The sequence below is a fragment of the Nostoc sp. genome, assembly GCF_036919895.1.
GTDB lineage: Bacteria > Cyanobacteriota > Cyanobacteriia > Cyanobacteriales > Nostocaceae > Nostoc.
In genome coordinates this window covers 1-17,046 of sequence record NZ_JBALBW010000027.1, presented here as the reverse complement: position 1 = coordinate 17,046, position 17,046 = coordinate 1, and the positions used below count along the sequence as shown (strand labels likewise).

General features: G+C 43.7%; 15 protein-coding genes. 9 read left to right on the top strand and 6 right to left on the bottom strand.

What is annotated here, in order from left to right; translation table 11 throughout:
• Positions 1–376 precede the first annotated feature (376 nt).
• The 5 genes from rpsG (at position 377) to V7K55_RS04665 (ending at position 5,660) form a co-directional block, all read left to right on the top strand.
• A complete protein-coding gene (gene rpsG / locus V7K55_RS04685) occupies positions 377–847 on the top strand; it encodes a 30S ribosomal protein S7 (RefSeq protein ID WP_094331156.1) in 471 nt (156 codons plus the stop codon).
• A gap of 139 nt (positions 848–986) precedes the next feature.
• The gene (gene fusA / locus V7K55_RS04680; protein ID WP_334828700.1) at positions 987–3,065 is read left to right on the top strand and encodes an elongation factor G; all 2,079 of its coding nucleotides are present in this window, start codon (positions 987–989) and stop codon (positions 3,063–3,065) included.
• A 23-nt stretch (positions 3,066–3,088) separates the two neighbouring features.
• Positions 3,089–4,318, top strand: coding sequence for an elongation factor Tu (gene tuf / locus V7K55_RS04675; RefSeq protein ID WP_334828698.1), 1,230 nt, complete (start codon positions 3,089–3,091; stop codon positions 4,316–4,318).
• 179 nt (positions 4,319–4,497) lie between these two features.
• Positions 4,498–4,815, top strand: a complete 318-nt coding sequence (gene rpsJ / locus V7K55_RS04670) for a 30S ribosomal protein S10 (protein WP_008232935.1) — start codon at positions 4,498–4,500, stop codon at positions 4,813–4,815.
• Between the two features lie 197 nt (positions 4,816–5,012).
• Positions 5,013–5,660 carry an LON peptidase substrate-binding domain-containing protein gene (locus tag V7K55_RS04665; protein WP_334828696.1) on the top strand — a complete coding sequence of 216 codons (648 nt, stop codon included), beginning with the start codon at positions 5,013–5,015 and terminating at the stop codon, positions 5,658–5,660.
• Positions 5,661–5,753: 93 nt separating this feature from the next.
• Here V7K55_RS04665 and pheA read toward each other — a convergent pair whose 3' ends face one another.
• Positions 5,754–6,629, bottom strand: coding sequence for a prephenate dehydratase (gene pheA / locus V7K55_RS04660; protein WP_334828694.1), 876 nt, complete (start codon positions 6,627–6,629; stop codon positions 5,754–5,756).
• Positions 6,630–6,871: 242 nt separating this feature from the next.
• Here pheA and V7K55_RS04655 point away from each other — a divergent pair, with 242 nt between their 5' ends.
• Complete coding sequence (locus V7K55_RS04655; RefSeq protein WP_334828692.1) at positions 6,872–7,459, top strand: DUF1997 domain-containing protein; 588 nt, start codon at positions 6,872–6,874, stop codon at positions 7,457–7,459.
• A gap of 8 nt (positions 7,460–7,467) precedes the next feature.
• Here V7K55_RS04655 and V7K55_RS04650 read toward each other — a convergent pair whose 3' ends face one another.
• The 4 genes from V7K55_RS04650 to V7K55_RS04635 all read right to left on the bottom strand — a co-directional run bounded on the left by V7K55_RS04650 (position 7,468) and on the right by V7K55_RS04635 (position 14,311).
• Positions 7,468–8,124 carry a ribonuclease HII gene (locus V7K55_RS04650; RefSeq protein WP_334828690.1) on the bottom strand — a complete coding sequence of 219 codons (657 nt, stop codon included), beginning with the start codon at positions 8,122–8,124 and terminating at the stop codon, positions 7,468–7,470.
• 8 nt (positions 8,125–8,132) lie between these two features.
• Positions 8,133–10,325, bottom strand: coding sequence for an Rne/Rng family ribonuclease (locus V7K55_RS04645; protein ID WP_334828688.1), 2,193 nt, complete (start codon positions 10,323–10,325; stop codon positions 8,133–8,135).
• An 852-nt stretch (positions 10,326–11,177) separates the two neighbouring features.
• Entirely contained in the window at positions 11,178–13,835 is a 2,658-nt protein-coding gene (locus tag V7K55_RS04640; protein ID WP_334828686.1) for a TIGR03960 family B12-binding radical SAM protein, read from the bottom strand.
• A 146-nt stretch (positions 13,836–13,981) separates the two neighbouring features.
• Positions 13,982–14,311, bottom strand: coding sequence for an STAS domain-containing protein (locus tag V7K55_RS04635; protein ID WP_334828684.1), 330 nt, complete (start codon positions 14,309–14,311; stop codon positions 13,982–13,984).
• 471 nt (positions 14,312–14,782) lie between these two features.
• On the opposite strand from V7K55_RS04635, the gene V7K55_RS04630 reads away from it, so the two are divergent.
• Positions 14,783–14,986 carry a hypothetical protein gene (locus tag V7K55_RS04630; protein ID WP_094331166.1) on the top strand — a complete coding sequence of 68 codons (204 nt, stop codon included), beginning with the start codon at positions 14,783–14,785 and terminating at the stop codon, positions 14,984–14,986.
• Between the two features lie 112 nt (positions 14,987–15,098).
• On the opposite strand, the gene V7K55_RS04625 is transcribed toward V7K55_RS04630, so the two are convergent.
• Positions 15,099–15,443, bottom strand: a complete 345-nt coding sequence (locus V7K55_RS04625; protein ID WP_334828783.1) for a hypothetical protein — start codon at positions 15,441–15,443, stop codon at positions 15,099–15,101.
• A gap of 281 nt (positions 15,444–15,724) precedes the next feature.
• Between V7K55_RS04625 and clpS the strand changes: the two genes are divergently transcribed.
• Both clpS and V7K55_RS04615 read left to right on the top strand, forming a co-directional pair.
• Positions 15,725–16,006, top strand: coding sequence for an ATP-dependent Clp protease adapter ClpS (gene clpS / locus V7K55_RS04620; RefSeq protein ID WP_334828682.1), 282 nt, complete (start codon positions 15,725–15,727; stop codon positions 16,004–16,006).
• Between the two features lie 64 nt (positions 16,007–16,070).
• Positions 16,071–16,904, top strand: coding sequence for a CPBP family intramembrane glutamic endopeptidase (locus V7K55_RS04615; RefSeq protein WP_334828680.1), 834 nt, complete (start codon positions 16,071–16,073; stop codon positions 16,902–16,904).
• The last annotated feature ends 142 nt before the right edge of the window (positions 16,905–17,046 follow it).

The window sequence follows — 17,046 nt, the reverse complement described above, 5'->3', positions numbered from 1 at the left end:
AGCAAGTGTAGAAGTTCTGAGGAGAAGGCTGTAACCCACAGCATAATTCTTATCTGAACATTAAGGTTTAGAATCTTGTCACCGTGAGTATTTAGTTGCAGGTAGCAAGTCAATGAATTTTAGATTTTAGATTTGCAATTTTGGATTGGTCGAACCCACAAGGGGATGAGACTTACAGACTTTTGATTTTTTCCAATCCTTGTGGTCGGAACGTCTACCAAAAACTCTAATCCAAAATTGGCAGTCAATAGGTCAGCCTTGCTGCAACAGTCGAAAACAAAATTGAAAAAGTCTGAGGGTTGGGTTCCACAGCTTTTGGTTTCCGGTGTCTGATAGCATATAATTTCGTTGCCAAATTCCGAATTAAAGGTGAAGTATGTCTCGTCGTGGTGTTATTCAAAGGCGCCCAGTTCCGTCTGACTCTGTATATAACAGTCGCCTTGTGAGCATGATTATCAGGCGGATCATGCGTCATGGCAAGAAATCACTTGCCGCCAGAATTGTTTATGAAGCATTGAAAACCATTGAGGAACGCACTGGTAACGGTGCTTTAGAAACCTTTGAAAGAGCAGTGCGAAATGCAACGCCTTTAGTAGAAGTAAAAGCTCGGCGAGTAGGTGGAGCAACCTACCAAGTACCAATGGAAGTGCGTACAGAACGGGGTACTACCCTAGCACTGCGTTGGTTAGTGCAATATTCCCGGTCTAGACCAGGCCGGACAATGGCAAGTAAATTGGCAAATGAGTTAATGGATGCTGCCAACGAAACTGGCAATGCGATTCGGAAACGCGAAGAAACGCACCGGATGGCAGAAGCTAACAAAGCATTTGCTCACTATCGTTATTAAGTAAAAAAGCGATATATCGCCTTGCCGAAGCGGTATATCGTGGATTTACAAAAACAAAGACGGTTTTCCGTAAAAGTATAGAATCTTAACAAAGAGTAATATACAAGATATCATGAGGCAAAAACTATAGGAGGTAGCTGTGGCACGCACGATCCCGCTAGACAAAGTACGCAACATTGGTATTGCGGCGCATATAGATGCGGGCAAGACAACAACAACAGAGAGAATATTATTTTACTCTGGGATAATTCATAAAATTGGCGAAGTTCATGAAGGAACTGCCGTCACAGACTGGATGGAGCAAGAGCGGGAGCGGGGAATTACCATTACTGCGGCTGCTATCAGTACCAGCTGGAAAGATCATCAAATTAACATTATCGATACTCCGGGTCACGTAGACTTCACAATTGAAGTTGAGCGTTCCATGCGCGTGTTGGATGGCGTAATCGCAGTATTTTGTTCTGTGGGCGGCGTGCAACCGCAGTCTGAGACAGTGTGGCGGCAAGCAGAACGCTACAAAGTTCCTCGGATCGCCTTTATCAACAAAATGGATCGCACCGGAGCGAACTTTTATAAAGTTCACGAGCAAATTCGCGATCGCCTGCGGGCAAATGCGATCGCCATTCAACTACCAATTGGTAGTGAAAACGACTTCCAAGGGATCGTTGACCTAGTAGGTCAACGGGCGTACATTTACGCCAACGACCAAGGAACCGATATCCAGGAAACCGATATCCCGGAAGAATTGCAAGCGCAGGTAGACGAATTCCGCGCCAAGCTCATAGAAGCCGCAGCAGAAACCGACGATGCTCTAATGACTAAGTACTTCGAGGGCGAAGAACTTACAGAACAGGAAATTCGGACTGCCCTGCGTAAAGGCACAATTGCGGGGACAATTGTACCAGTACTTTGCGGTTCAGCATTCAAAAACAAAGGCGTGCAGTTGATGCTGGATGCCGTTATCGATTACCTGCCAGCGCCAAGTGAAGTACCACCCATTCAAGGCTTACTGCCCAATGGCGATACTGTTGAGCGCCGGGCTGATGACAACGAACCCTTAGCGGCTCTGGCATTCAAGATTATGGCTGACCCTTACGGTCGCCTAACATTTGTTCGCGTTTATTCTGGTGTCCTGAAAAAGGGCAGCTACGTTCTCAACGCTAGTAAGAATAAAAAAGAACGGATTTCCCGCTTAGTTCTCATGAAGGCAGACGATCGGCAAGATGTCGATGAACTGAGAGCGGGAGATTTGGGAGCAGCTCTGGGATTGAAAGACACCTTGACAGGTGACACTCTTTGTGATGATGCATCGCCAGTAATTCTGGAATCCCTATTCATTCCTGAGCCTGTGATCTCGGTGGCGGTTGAACCCAAAACCAAGAACGACATGGACAAGTTGTCCAAGGCTCTGCAATCTCTCTCAGAAGAAGACCCCACCTTCCGTGTCCGCGTCGATCCCGAAACAAACCAAACCGTGATCGCGGGGATGGGAGAGCTACACCTAGAAATTCTAGTAGACCGGATGTTACGAGAATTCAAGGTGGAAGCGAATGTAGGTGCACCGCAAGTAGCTTACCGAGAAACAATTCGGAAAGCTGTGAATAAAGTTGACGGCAAATTCATCCGCCAGAGTGGTGGTAAAGGTCAATACGGTCACGTTGTGATCAATTTGGAGCCTGGAGAACCCGGTACTGGCTTTGAATTCGTCTCCAAAATTGCTGGCGGTACAGTACCTAAAGAGTACGTTGGCCCAGCAGAACAAGGAATGAAAGAAAGCTGCGAATCCGGTGTTCTAGCTGGATATCCGTTGATTGACGTTAAAGTGACGCTAATTGATGGGTCATACCACGATGTAGACTCTTCAGAAATGGCTTTCAAAATCGCTGGTTCAATGGCGATGAAAGAGGCTGTGCTGAAAGCTTCACCTGTCATCTTAGAACCTATGATGAAAGTTGAAGTTGAAGTTCCTGAAGACTATATGGGTAACGTCATTGGCGACCTAAACACCCGCCGAGGGCAGATTGAAAGCCAAAGCACCGAAAAGGGACTTGCTAAGGTAACATCTAAAGTTCCACTGGCGAGTATGTTTGGCTACGCCACTGATATCCGGTCAAAAACGCAAGGTCGGGGTACCTTCACAATGGAGTTCAGCCACTACGAAGAGGTGCCTCGGAGCGTAGCTGAAACTATCATTGCAAAAAGCAAAGGGAACGCTTAGTTAAAATAAGGAAATGAGTATTCATGGCACGCGCAAAGTTTGAAAGAAATAAACCCCACCTCAATATCGGTACTATTGGCCACGTTGACCACGGTAAAACCACGTTAACAGCAGCCATCACTATGACCTTGGCGGCTCTTGGTCAAGCTACAGCTAAAGGCTACGACCAAATCGATAACGCGCCAGAAGAAAAAGCACGGGGTATTACAATCAATACCGCTCACGTTGAGTATGAAACCGCAAATCGGCACTATGCTCACGTAGACTGTCCAGGCCACGCTGACTATGTGAAGAACATGATCACCGGTGCTGCTCAGATGGATGGAGGCATTCTTGTAGTGGCTGCAACCGATGGCCCTATGCCCCAAACTCGCGAACACATTCTGTTAGCAAAACAGGTGGGCGTTCCCAGTCTGGTTGTATTCTTGAACAAAGAAGACTTGATGGATGACCCAGAACTCTTGGAACTAGTAGAATTAGAACTGAGAGAACTATTAAGCAGCTATGACTTCCCTGGCGATGATATCCCCATTGTCAAAGGCTCTGGTCTACAAGCTCTCGAAGCAATGACCAAGAATCCTAAGACCAAAAAAGGTGAAAATCCTTGGGTAGATAAAATCTACGACTTGATGGATGCTGTGGATTCCTTTATCCCCACTCCTGAGCGGGATATTGATAAGCCCTTCTTGATGGCAGTAGAAGATGTGTTCACCATCACAGGTCGGGGTACTGTAGCTACTGGACGGATTGAACGCGGGAAAGTTAAGGTTGGCGATACTGTCGAGCTAATTGGTCTCAAAGACACTCGGACTACCGCCGTTACCGGGATTGAGATGTTCAAGAAGAGCCTCGACGAAGGTCTGGCTGGAGATAACGCGGGTGTACTACTGCGTGGTCTCAAGAAAGAAGATATCGAGCGCGGTATGGTGATAGCCAAACCAGGTTCAATTACACCTCACACTCAATTTGAAGGTGAAGTGTACGTCCTAACAGAAAAAGAAGGTGGTCGTAAGACTCCATTTTTCGCTGGCTACCGTCCCCAGTTCTATGTACGGACAACCGATGTAACTGGTACTATCAAAGCCTATATCTCCGATGAAGGCAAAGAAGTAGAAATGGTGATGCCAGGCGATCGCATCAAGATGACAGTAGAATTGATCAACGCGATCGCTATTGAACAAGGAATGCGCTTCGCTATCCGTGAAGGTGGACGTACCATCGGTGCTGGTGTCGTCTCCAAAATTATCAAATAGCACCTTTTCGCTCATAACAAAGGAGCAGAGATGGTATAATTCATCTCTGCTCCTTTCTATTCCCTCTATAAATAAGGTAATAGGTTACAGGGGACAAATAATAGTTTTCTGTAACCTTTACCCTGTAACCTTTAACCTGTAAATAATCCCCTAATTACGCAGAACCTGGAAAATTAAAGATGGCAACTCTACAGCAGCAAAAGATTAGAATTCGCTTACAAGCTTTTGACCGACGCTTATTAGATACATCTTGCGAGAAGATTGTAGACACAGCTAACCGCACTAACGCTACAGCCATAGGCCCAATTCCTTTACCTACAAAACGCCGGATCTATTGTGTGCTGCGATCGCCTCACGTAGATAAAGATTCACGGGAACACTTTGAAACCCGTACTCATCGCCGGATTATTGACATTTACCAGCCTTCTTCTAAGACTATAGATGCCCTGATGAAATTGGATCTACCATCGGGTGTAGATATTGAAGTCAAGCTTTAATTAGTTATTAGTTATTGGTCATTTGTAAATAAACACAGGATAACTGACAAAGGACATTAGTATAACTATTTAGATAGCCCTGAGAAATATGTCTCAGGGCTTTTATTTCGCTAGGAAACAAATGATAGAATGTAGAGAAAGTACGGGAAAAGCAGATAAAAACATATTTTTAAGATTAAGTTTATACCAAGGTAACAATGACATCATCTTCTAAAATTGCAGTTCGTGAACTACCTCTGTTCCCGTTACCCGAAGTAGTTCTGTTTCCTACTAGACCATTGCCTCTACACATCTTTGAATTTCGCTACCGAATCATGATGAACACGATTTTGGAGAGCGATCGCAGGTTCGGTGTTTTGATGTTCGATCCAGTCAAAGGTACAATTGCAAACACTGGTTGCTGTGCAGAAATCGTTCATCACCAACGGTTGCCAGATGATCGAATCAAGGTGTTGACTTTAGGGCAGCAAAGATTTCGTGTATTAGAGTATGTTCGTGAAAAGCCATACCGTGTTGGCTTAGTTGAGTGGATTGAAGATCAAGCACCAACTAAAGATTTGCATCCTTTGTCTTCTGAGGTAGAACAACTACTGCGAGATGTTGTGCGTCTATCAGGTAAATTAACCGAACAAAATATCGAACTACCAGAAGATTTGCCCGATCTACCAACAGAACTATCTTATTGGGTAGCCAGTAATCTTTACGGTGTTGCCGCAGAGCAACAGTTATTGCTAGAAATGCAAGATACTGCAACTCGTCTAGAGCGGGAAGCAGAAATTTTAACCTCTACTCGTAATCATTTAGCAGCTCGCTCTGTTCTCAAAGACACGTTTAATGAAAAATGAGGAGTTAGGAGTTTGGGAATTAGGAAAAATAACAAATAATACAAGATTGATAACTTATAATTTATATTCCCTAACTGATAACTTCTAAGCTTCTCAGGAAAAAGCACCGATCGGCAGAACATTGTAAGCGCCAATAATTTTTAAAATCTCTGTGTGGGTAGTTAATTCTGCTAAAGCAGATTGCATTTGTGCTTCATTGACATCTGCTTCTAAATCCATAAAAAACAAATATTCGCCTAGCGATCGCTTCGTCGGACGAGATTCGATTCGGCTAAGGTTAATTCCTAGTTGAGCAAAAATTTGTAAAGGTTTGACTAATCCTCCGGGTGTGTTGGCTGGCATACTAAAAGCCAGCGATGTGTGACTGGTAGATGTAGTTGATGTTTGGTATCCAGCGATCGCCTCACCCTGACTTACGACCCAAAAACGAGTACAGTTTTCTGGATAGTCGTTAATACCAGTGGCAAGTATGGGTAGGTTGTAGAGTTGAGCGGCTCTACTAGAAGCGATCGCAGCTGTTGTTGTCTCTTGCTCTAATCTCTGTAGTGCTTCGGTTGTAGAATTGCTGGGAATAATCTGTACAGTCGGGAGAAACCGCTCTAACCATCCCTGACATTGTGCCAAAGCTTGTGGGTGAGAGTAAACACTTTTAATCTTATCCAAGCTAGACGCACAAGAAATTAAGGTATGAACAATCGGTAATACTAAAGCTAACTGAATTTGCAAACTGTCTAACTGCCAGAGTGTATCCAGTGTTGTGGTAACACTCCCTTCAATAGAATTTTCTACTGGCACAACAGCCAAGTGAGCTTTACCATCAGCAACAGCACGCAGTGATTGCGGGATGGTGGGATAGGGACATAACGTAGCTTCAACTCCCGTACTTTTAGTCAACCAGTTGACATAAAGAACAGCTGCCTGTTCTGCGTAAGTGCCAGGAGGCCCTAAATGTGCGATCGATAGAGTCATGCCTTTAGCCTTGAGTTGCGAGTTTAATTGTGTAAATAAAGATTATGATATTTTGGGTTGGGCAAATATATCCAACATTTACTCTTAGTAAAAACTGTTATCTCTAAAATTAGTAATGAGCGTACCAAATTTTTGCTAATGCTGTACAGCTGATAAGCAACGATAATTTTGTAGTTTTCTAATAATCAGATTTAAGTTGTTAAAAAATATTAAAATTAAGAGACAAATATTTTATCCCGCTCATGGCTACCCGGTTTACTGCCTCCCAATCGGTTGAAATCGCTGTTCCAGAGCAGCCTATTCCCATTCAGCAATACTTACGTCAGCCTCAACGTCTAGTTAGGGCTTTGGCTGACAACAGCCGGATTCAGCAGCTTTCTGAGGAAGTATTTCGCTTGAAAATGCGTCCGCTTACTTTTATGTCATTGAGCATTCAACCGACTGTAGACATGAGAGTTTGGGCCGAATCAAATGGAATAATTTATTTGCGATCGCTAGGCTGTGAAATTCTGGGTTTCGAGTATATTAACCAGCGTTTTACCCTTAATTTAAAAGGGCATTTGTCTCCCAAAGAGTTTAGTAGTGGCACTCGTCTGGAAGGAAGGGCTGATTTAGAAGTGCTGGTGGATTTACCACCACCATTTTCCTTTACTCCGAAGCCGATTTTAGAAGCTACTGGTAATGGTTTGCTCAAAAGCGTGCTGTTGTCGGTTAAACAACGGTTATTAAATCAACTTTTGGCGGATTATCGCTACTGGGTGATATCACAAACTAAAGATAGAAAACTTGACAGTGAGAGTACTGAATTGCCAATCCTGAATGCTGAGTAATCATTTAATCACTCAGCGTTCGGTAATTTGATTTGGCAAGGACGAAAAGATTGACGATGTAGGGGCGATGGCCCGTATTGTTGCAGAGCCAGCAAATGCCGTTGGCTACCATAACCCTTGTTACGCTCTAGGTTGTACATAGGATATTTCAATGCTAGACGCATTACCAAATCGTCACGCCAAACCTTGGCAACAATACTAGCAGAGGCAATAACGAGCGATCGCTCGTCTCCCTTAACTATTGTTTGTTGTGGCAATAGCAAGTCTTTGACTAACTGATTACCATCAACCAAGCAGAGTACAGGCTGTACCTTTAACTTCAGTACAGCCCGCTTCATTGCTAATAGTGTCGCTTGCAAAATATTTATCTTGTCAATTTCGGCAGTAGAAGCAAACCCAATTTTCCAATCTATAGCCAGCCCACAAATTTGCTGTGCTAGCTGAGTTCTTCGAGAACTAGACAACTTTTTACTGTCTTTAATTTTAGCTGCCATCAGTATTGGCAAAGCATGATCTGGTAGGATCACTGCTGCCGCCACCACCGGGCCAAATAGAGCGCCTCGCCCTACTTCATCCACACCTGCAACCAATCCTGGAATCCCTAACAAGGTAGAAAACTCCAGCCAATTGGATTGTTCCAAGAGCGTTGGTGATGTTTCTACCATAAAGCAAATTAATTATCCTCGATCGCTGAGGAACGACGGCGGCGACGGCGGCTAGCAGTGGCGGCGCTGTTTGCATCGCTTTCATCTGCGATCGCACTAGCGGCGCTGTTTGCATCACTTTCATCTGCGATCGCCTTGACGGCGTTGTTGGCATCACTTTCATCTGCGATCGGGGAAGCTTTCACAGACAAGATTTCCGAAGGATTGGCAGTCAACTCAGGTTGTTCAGTTGTTTCTTCTATTAAAGATTTTTGTTCTGGCTCAATAACTTTTGGTATTGGTAACTTGGTTACAACTACTTCAGGTATTGCTCTTTGGGCAATGGGTGATTCTGAGATGGATTCAGTTGGAGTCGTTCGCACTTGACCGGGCTGAATCACGTTAATAATCACAGACTTGGTATTTTTAACCTCTTGATCTAGCTTCACCAAGGGAGATATTCCCATCAAGGCAAACATATCCTGTTCTTGGAGACTCATTTCTACAGTTCTAATTTCCGGTGGTTCTACCACTGGTTTAACTGGGTCTGCCTTGATAACTCTAGTGCGCTCTACAGTGCGCTCTCCTCTTTCACTCCAACCTGGTTTACCAAGGGTGGGGGAGGGAATTTCTGGTGCAACTCCTAGTTCTGGTTCTATATCAAGGTCTAAATCTGGCTCGTTGGCAAAAGCTAGTGGATTGGCAATAACCCGCGATTCATCTTTCCCGTTTAACCCATTGATGCCAATTTTACTGCGGCGAGTGCGGGTACGACGCTTATTATCATTAAGTTCTTGATAACTAGGATGATTGAGCAGATTTAAATTACTTGATTCTGAGTCGCCGTCAAATGCTTCCCCAAATCCATCATAAGTTTCTCGTGGTTCCGGGATGCGGGCAGATGGCTGACGTGGTTCTCGGTGAGGTAGGGATACAAGACGCTCACGCTCTGGTGTTTCTGCGGGTATTGGTAATCGGTTTTCGAGTTCTCCAGGCAGACGCACTGTATGTCCTAAACCGCCACAGGTGGGACAAGTTTCCCCAAACAGTTCGTAAATATTTTGCCCCTGACGTTTGCGGGTCAGTTCTACTAAACCCAGTTCGGTGAGTTGAGCAATCTGGGGACGAGCTTTGTCTGCTTTGAGTCCTTTATTAAAGTGTTCGAGAACTTGCAGTTGATCGCGCCGTGATTCCATATCAATAAAATCAACAACGATGACTCCGGCGATATTCCGCAGACGCAACTGGCGTGCAATTTCTGTTGCAGCTTCGCAATTTGTCCACAAAACTGTTTCTCTGGCTGTTGCCGATCGCGTGAAGGAACCTGAGTTAACATCGATTACGGTTAATGCCTCCGTTGGCTCGATGATGATGTAACCCCCAGAAGGTAGGTCTACTCTGGGTTTCAGGGCTTCTCTAATCGCAGCACTGATGCGGAAATACTCTAAGATTGGGGAGCGATCGCGGTGATGGTCAATCAACAACCCCTGCGGTGTTTGACCTCCACTCCAATTCTGCAAGTACTGCTTGACGCGCTTTAAGCCAGTACTAGAATCTACGACAATCCGATTTACATCCGCGCCGTACATATCTCGCAATACGCGCTGGATAAAGTCATCATCTCGGTTGAGCAGTGCTGGGGCACGGGTAGAATGCGCTTCCTGCTGGATCGCCTCCCATTGTTTTTGCAGCAACTCCAAATCTTCCATAATCGCTTCTTCTGGTTTGCCTTCGGCTTCTGTACGCACGAGCAAACCCATTCCCGCCGGTTTGACCAAAATTGCTAGCGCCCGCAAGCGGTTGCGTTCACTTTCACTTTTAATTCGTCGGGATAAATTTACACCCCTACCATAAGGCATCAGTACTACATAGCGTCCGGGTAAGGTGATATTACCCGTGAGCCTGGGGCCTTTTGTCCCCGTTGGCTCTTTCATTACTTGCACCAAAACCTTCTGTTGTGGTGCTAATAGTTCTGTAATGGCTGCGGCGGTACGCTTTAGCTTCAATGGCCCCAAGTCGGTGACGTGAATAAAACCGTTGCGCTCTGGGTCGCCAATATTCACAAAAGCCGCATCTATCCCAGGTAATACGTTTTCTACTACTCCTAAGTAGATATCACCTATTTGGTGATGACCTGTAGCAACAACGAGTTCCTGTATTTGATCTTCAGAAAATACAGCAGCAATCTGGTGCTGTTCCGCGATAATAATTTGTTTTGGCATTCAATTTCCTCAAAAATTGGCAGCACCAATAGGTCTGGAGGTTTTTTATACCTTTGTTGCCCTTGCAACCCTCAAAAGGCGCTACTGATGATAAAAATCGCAAACCTGATGTTCTAAGTTAAATAGCTATTGGCGCTCTTAAGAGCGTTTCCACGGCGGATTATTCCAGAACGGCTGCATATTTAAGCTATTAAATCAACCGTCTGTGGTTGATTTGTGATGCAATACTCTCAATAAAGAGAGTTCTGAGTTGAAAGTTCTGAATCCTGAGTGAGTTTTAACTCAGGAAGCTTTTTTTGAGAGTAACCTACTGAAGTCGTTAAGAAAAAGAAACTATTTCTATTTTCCATTCCTGGATTTATTCTTAGGGTTATACTCAGCAACGCCAGCTGCTACCCTACTTTTAAGCCGCGCTTTGCGCGTCTGGTGAACGTCTGCAAATCAGCTTAACCTACAGTAGTTGTTTCCCTACGGTAACACCAAGGGCGAACAACTCTAGAAGAGTAACGCGCTAGCTCTTGGGCAATACTGTGGATTAGACATTCAGCAGTTGTTGAAAAAGTATGGATTTAGAGAAGCTAACCGAGCCTGCTGTTAGTTACTGATTCACAAGGTAGCTATAGAGAGAGTGTGTCTTCTTTAATCTGCCTCAGTTTGTCTGGGATAAAATCCTAGAATTTGCACTTCTTCTATCTTTGCTTTCGCCCCCTGAACACCAGGGTAGTGAACCAGCTAATTTCAATGCAGCGCCAGAAAAATTCTCTTCACCCCATTCTAACGCAACCTTGCTAAAAATCAATTCCGACGATGTGCCATGTTAAGACAACTACTTAGCAAGCTGCCCTACAGGGATTATACCGCTAAAATTAGCCGATTGCGGTGGATGTGTAAGAGTTGAAATTCTCTACTAGCCACTATCCCTAGCATAAACAGGATTTGTTCAGGACGCAAGAGAAAACCATCTTGGCGATAGCTACCTACATAACGAATAACAGATATAGATTCTGCAACGCTTTTGTGGGTTTCTACTAATTCCAGTTCAAATAAGCGATCGCGCAGATTTATCAACTGGCTCTTGCCTGACTTTGCTGTATGCTCGTACCAAAGCTCATCTTTGGCTTTGATGGTATCAGTCCATTTTTGCCATTGTATAGGTGTTGTTTCTTCAAGTGCTGCTACAGTAATTAAATATTCTGCGGTTTCTAGCAGTTGAGTAGCTGCCGGAGTTTTTAAATCTATCTGCTCCACATTATATACAGGTATGTCTGTGGGCATTTCTCGAACCAATTTTTCTCGAAAAGTATCGATGTCCACTGGTACGGTTAACTCAAAATCCGCAATTTCACCACTACTAGTAGCCCCTAGAGCCAAAGCAGTTGCTACAGAAATTCGCGGCATTGGATGAAATCCACCAGTAAAGGCAATTGGTAAACCTGCTCGCCGCACAACTCGGTCAAACAAACGGATTAAATCTAGGTGGCTTACCAAAGCCATGTTACCTTGTTTTCCAAACCAAACTCGCAGTCTTTGCGCCTTAGTTGTGTTGGGTACAAACTCGCCAGCAAATTGAGGGATAGCAGGTGATTCAATCACGACGTTATGGCCAAAGTCGGTTCCACATACGCCACAGTGCGAACAACCTTCAAAAGAGCAGTCGGGTACAATTGCAGCTTCTAAGGCGCGTTGCAAGTCTTCTTTGAGCCACTTTTTATCAATCCCGGTATCAATATGATCCCAAGGTAGAGGAATATCTAGCGAGTGAGCAGCGAGGAATTGGGTATTTTCCGCATCTGACGATTTGTTCTGTTCTTGTGCGTGAAACAAATTCCATTCGCCATTTTCTACTTGGCGGTATTTCCAATCTAGATCGGCCCCCGCGATCGCATCTTCCCAAGCGCTAAAAGCTTGATCTAAATTTTCATACCAGGAATCCATCCCTGCACCCAATTCCCAGGCTCGGCGGACTACTTTGCTCAAATTGCGATCGCCTCGTCCCACAAAATCTTCCATTGCCGAAATACGGACATCGGTAAAATTTACCTTTACTCCCTTTATCCGACGGAATTCTTGCCGCAACAGGTTCTGTTTGCGCTTAAATTCTGTGGTAGAAACTGAGTGCCACTGGAATGGTGTATGGGGCTTGGGCGTGAAGTTAGAAATCGTCAGGTTAAAGTTCAGAGGTCTTCTGCCTTTGCCCCGACATTCTCGCTGTAGCCAACTGACTGTTTCCGCAATACCTAAAACATCAACATCCGTTTCACCCGGCAAGCCAATCATAAAATACAACTTGATTTTATCCCAGCCTTGCTCCCAAGCGGTTTTTACTCCCCGCAATAATTCTTCATTGGTCAAACCTTTATTTACGATGTCTCGCATTCGCTGAGTTCCAGCTTCTGGAGCAAAAGTCAGTCCACCTTGCCGCGTACCTCCAAGGATATTGGCAATATTCTCATCAAATCTGTCTACCCGTTGGCTTGGTAGAGTCAGAGAAATATTTTCATTTTTTAAGCGATTTTTGATTTCCATCCCCACTGCTGGTAGGGATAAATAATCAGAACAACTCAGAGATAGGAGGGAAAACTCATTGTAACCAGTTGCCCGCATTCCCTGTTCAATTGCTTCTACAACCTTATCGGGTTCTACATCCCGTGCTGGCCGAGTCAGCATTCCTGGTTGACAGAAGCGACAGCCACGAGTGCAACCACGCCGAATCTCAATGGTCAAACGGTCGTGTACCGTTTCTACATAGGGAACTAAGCCAATGGAATATGCTGGTATGGGAGTTGCAACCCGGCGCAGAATTCGTTTTGGTACGTCAGGGCGACAAGGATGAACTGAACCATCCTTTGCCATGTCATAAAACTGGGGAACATATACGCCTGGTATTTGTGCCAAATCCAGTAATATATCTTGCCGACTCAATCCTGCTTGTTTGCCTTCTTCCAACACCAAACCAATTTCTGGTAGCAGTTCCTCTCCATCTCCAAGGGCGATAAAGTCGAAAAAGTCAGCATAAGGCTCAGGATTCGATGTTGCTGTTTGCCCGCCAGCAAAAATCAATGGAAACTGGGATTGGAGATTCGTAAATTCTCCCCATGCTTGTTGGCGTTCTCTCCACGTCAAGGGAATTCCAGCTAAATCCAACATTTCTAGGATATTAGTTGCACCCAGTTCGTAACTGAGGCTAAAACCTAAAATGTCGAATTCTGTGAGTGATCGCTTTGACTCTACCGCAAACAATGGCGTATTAGTTTCGCGTAGTTTGGCCGCCAGGTCTTTTCCTGGGAGGTAGGCGCGATCGCACAATTGACGCGGTTGAGCATTCAAGATGTTGTATAGGATAATGTGCCCTAAATTGGATGCACCGACTTCATATACTTCTGGGTAGGTTAAGACCCAGCGTATTGCTGCCTTATCCCAAGCTTTATGTACTGCTAAACGCTCATTACCAAGGTAACGCCCTGGTTTTAAAATATCCGATGTTATTAATTTCTCAACTGCAACAGCCACTCTGCTATCTTCTAGCTACCTTAATTACAGCTACCAAAGCCAACATTAGCATTGAATTTGGTCTTCTAACATAATTTATCGTTGTAACTTATAACTCCTTTACATAAAGTCCACTTTTAACTGACCTTTGTGCTTTTACATAAAGTTTATGTTGTAGCTAAGTCAACTTCACCATCCAATATTTCAAACACTCCATCTAGTTGCGTTAGTTCAAAAATAATTCTAATTGACGGAGCAACAGCGCAAAGTCGGAAACCCCTTCCTAAACTAAGAGCTAGCTTGTGTATAGATAACAATGCCATCAACCCCGCGCTGTCTAACGATTCTACTGCTGCGAGGTCTACTACCAAGATGGAAATATCATTTTGTGCCAACGCTGTAGTCATATCTCGTTCAAATTCCAAGGCGTTTGTAGCATTCAAACACCCTTGGGGGCGAATGACTGCAATCTTGGGATAGTTAAGCACTGCTTGCATAGTTACATCCTATTGAGAATTATTGAAGCGTCAAGCTAAGGATTATTTGAACATAAACTCTATTCTGTTGCATCGACCTTATGTATTAGCTCTCTTTGCTGAATCTTTATTTCTTTGGTATCTCTGTTTAAAGATTGTTATAATTCCAGGCTAAAATGTGTTCATATATACTTTTTTTTTATCTCAGTTCAAAAACAATCAACATAGACAGCCATAGAGCAAACACATCATCAGTAACTATGCTGATAAAACTTGCTTAGTCTATAACTCAAGCTAATTTAGCGAAGTCTTAACAGTAAGTTAAATCTGCCACTTGAGCGTTGCTGATGGCATACGCCAGGGTCATAGCGAATTATCTACTTAACTAGTTAAATGTGATATATGTCACAACAAATTTAGTGTTTGGATCGCTCTTTATACTGAGAATCATCTGGGATAACTAGTATCATATTACAGTTGGATGTATTGCTTATGAGAACTAAGTACGCTATTCGTAAGTTGGTAGAAAAAGCTCTTGACATTAAAAAACTAACTCCTGAGATCGAAAATGAAATCAACTCAGAGTTGACAGAATTGGGTTACATTTCTGATGTTGACTACGAAGCTCTAGAATTATTAATGTCAGAGATGGATGCTGGTAGAATTAAGTTGGTTCCTAGCTTTGGATATTCCTAACTGCTTATGCATAGAGGTATGTCAACTGAATTTGATGAATACTGAAGTAATCAAAATTCCGAGTTAGTAAAACAAGTTTTGGTAACTTCCAGTCATATCCTTTGCCCCATGTCTATTGAGATGCTTGCCACATTTGGTGAATAAATTGATTGAGTTGCTGCTTGGCGGCTGAGTCAGTTTCGGTTTTTGGTTCTTTTGCTAAAACTTGGCTCAAGAAGGTAATTACCTCTGTGTCTAATGCTGGTCGAAATAAATTTGCAGGCCAAAGCAAGTCAGACGCATCACGCAAATCGGTAATTAGCGGCGATTCTGGAATCAAAGTAACCATTAATAAAGGACGCACCCAGCACAACTGGCGGGAAACTACAAATTGAATGACTTCTGCATACAGATTTTTGTCGCCATGCTCTAAAGACACAATTTGTCCTGGTTGAAGAAAATCTAGGCTAATGTCCATCATTATGGAGTTTGGGCAGGGGCAAGGATTATTTGACAACTTCCTTAATCTTAAAGATGAAAATGGGTACGTTTAAGGAAGCTTCTGTAAGATTAGGGTAGCACTCTCATGGCAACGATGTGTAAGATATCTGCCTCACAAGTGGCTATGCAAAACTAAGTAGAGCGGTTTTTCTAGCATAGTATCTGAACAGAAATACTATAGAATAGGTAAATAACTGTTAAGCGATCGCAAAACAGAGACTTTGTTGTAGTGAAGTAACGAGAAAAGAGCAAAGAGCCGTGTCAGTTGAAACTATTCAAAAGCCTTCCACAACCCGTAAGCTCGCGCCTCGGTATCGCGTTTTGCTCCATAACGACGACTACAACTCGATGGAGCATGTTGTGCAGTCACTAATAGCCACTGTACCAAGCCTTACCCAACCCCAAGCTGTGAGTATCATGATGGAAGCCCATAGTAACGGGCTAGCTTTAGTCATTACTTGCGCTCTGGAACACGCTGAGTTTTATTGCGAAACATTGATAAGTCATGGTTTAAGTAGCACGATTGAACCTGATGAATAGTCATTTGTCATTGGTCATTAGGAGAAATTTAGAGTATTGACTGGTGATTGGTGGCTTATTTGGTATGAAAAAAAACCTTGTCCGTTTAGCTGAACGCCCTGCCCCTATTAGGCTGGGTGCTTTTATTTTGAATTTAGCGCTGCTATGGTTGCCATTGGCTACACCAATATACTTACTAGTGGATGATTCAAATTTAGAAAGTATATTGACATTGGTGTTGTTATATGTAATATTTATTTTTCTCCTGAGACTATGGGGTAAATATGTTTACCAACAGCCCCAAATTCTGCGGCGTTATGGTTTAGAATTCACGCGGCAAAACGGTGTAGATTTATTGCGTGGCTTGGCTATAGGGATAATTAATATTCTGATCCTTTTTGGGGTAGAAGGTTTGTTGGGTTGGTTGGTGTGGCAACAACCGAAAGTTTTTTTGCTGAAAGTAATTTTAGAGGGTTTACTTGTTGGCTTAGGTGTTGGATTTGCTGAGGAATTGTTATTCCGAGGCTGGTTGCTAGATGAATTACAACGAGATTACAGCCCGCGTGTGGCACTGTGGACAGATGCAACTGCCTTTGCTGCATTGCACTTTATTAAACCCTTGGAAGCAATTATTCATACACTGCCGCAATTTCCAGCTTTAGTACTGCTGGGGTTAACGCAGGTATGGGGAAAGCGTTGGCGGAGGGGACGCTTGGGTTTTCCAATTGGTTTACATGGTGGTTTAGTTTGGGGCTACTACATTATTAATGTGGGTAAATTAGTGAAATATTCTGGTGAAGTTCCTGATTGGGTAACTGGTGTGAATAATAATCCTCTGCAAGGAGTGATGGGGGTGTTGTTAATGAGTGTACTAGCTTTGTGGATACGAGGAAGGACTGAGCGATCGCGTCATATATGAAAATAGGACTTACGCACTGTACAAAAGAAGTATCTTGTGTATTAACTTAAATAGGTCATTTCAGGCTTTTGAAGGGCGCTTTTGATTGCTAGCGATCGCCAAAATATGATTGAAAAACCTAGCCAGAAGCGTTGAAAACTAT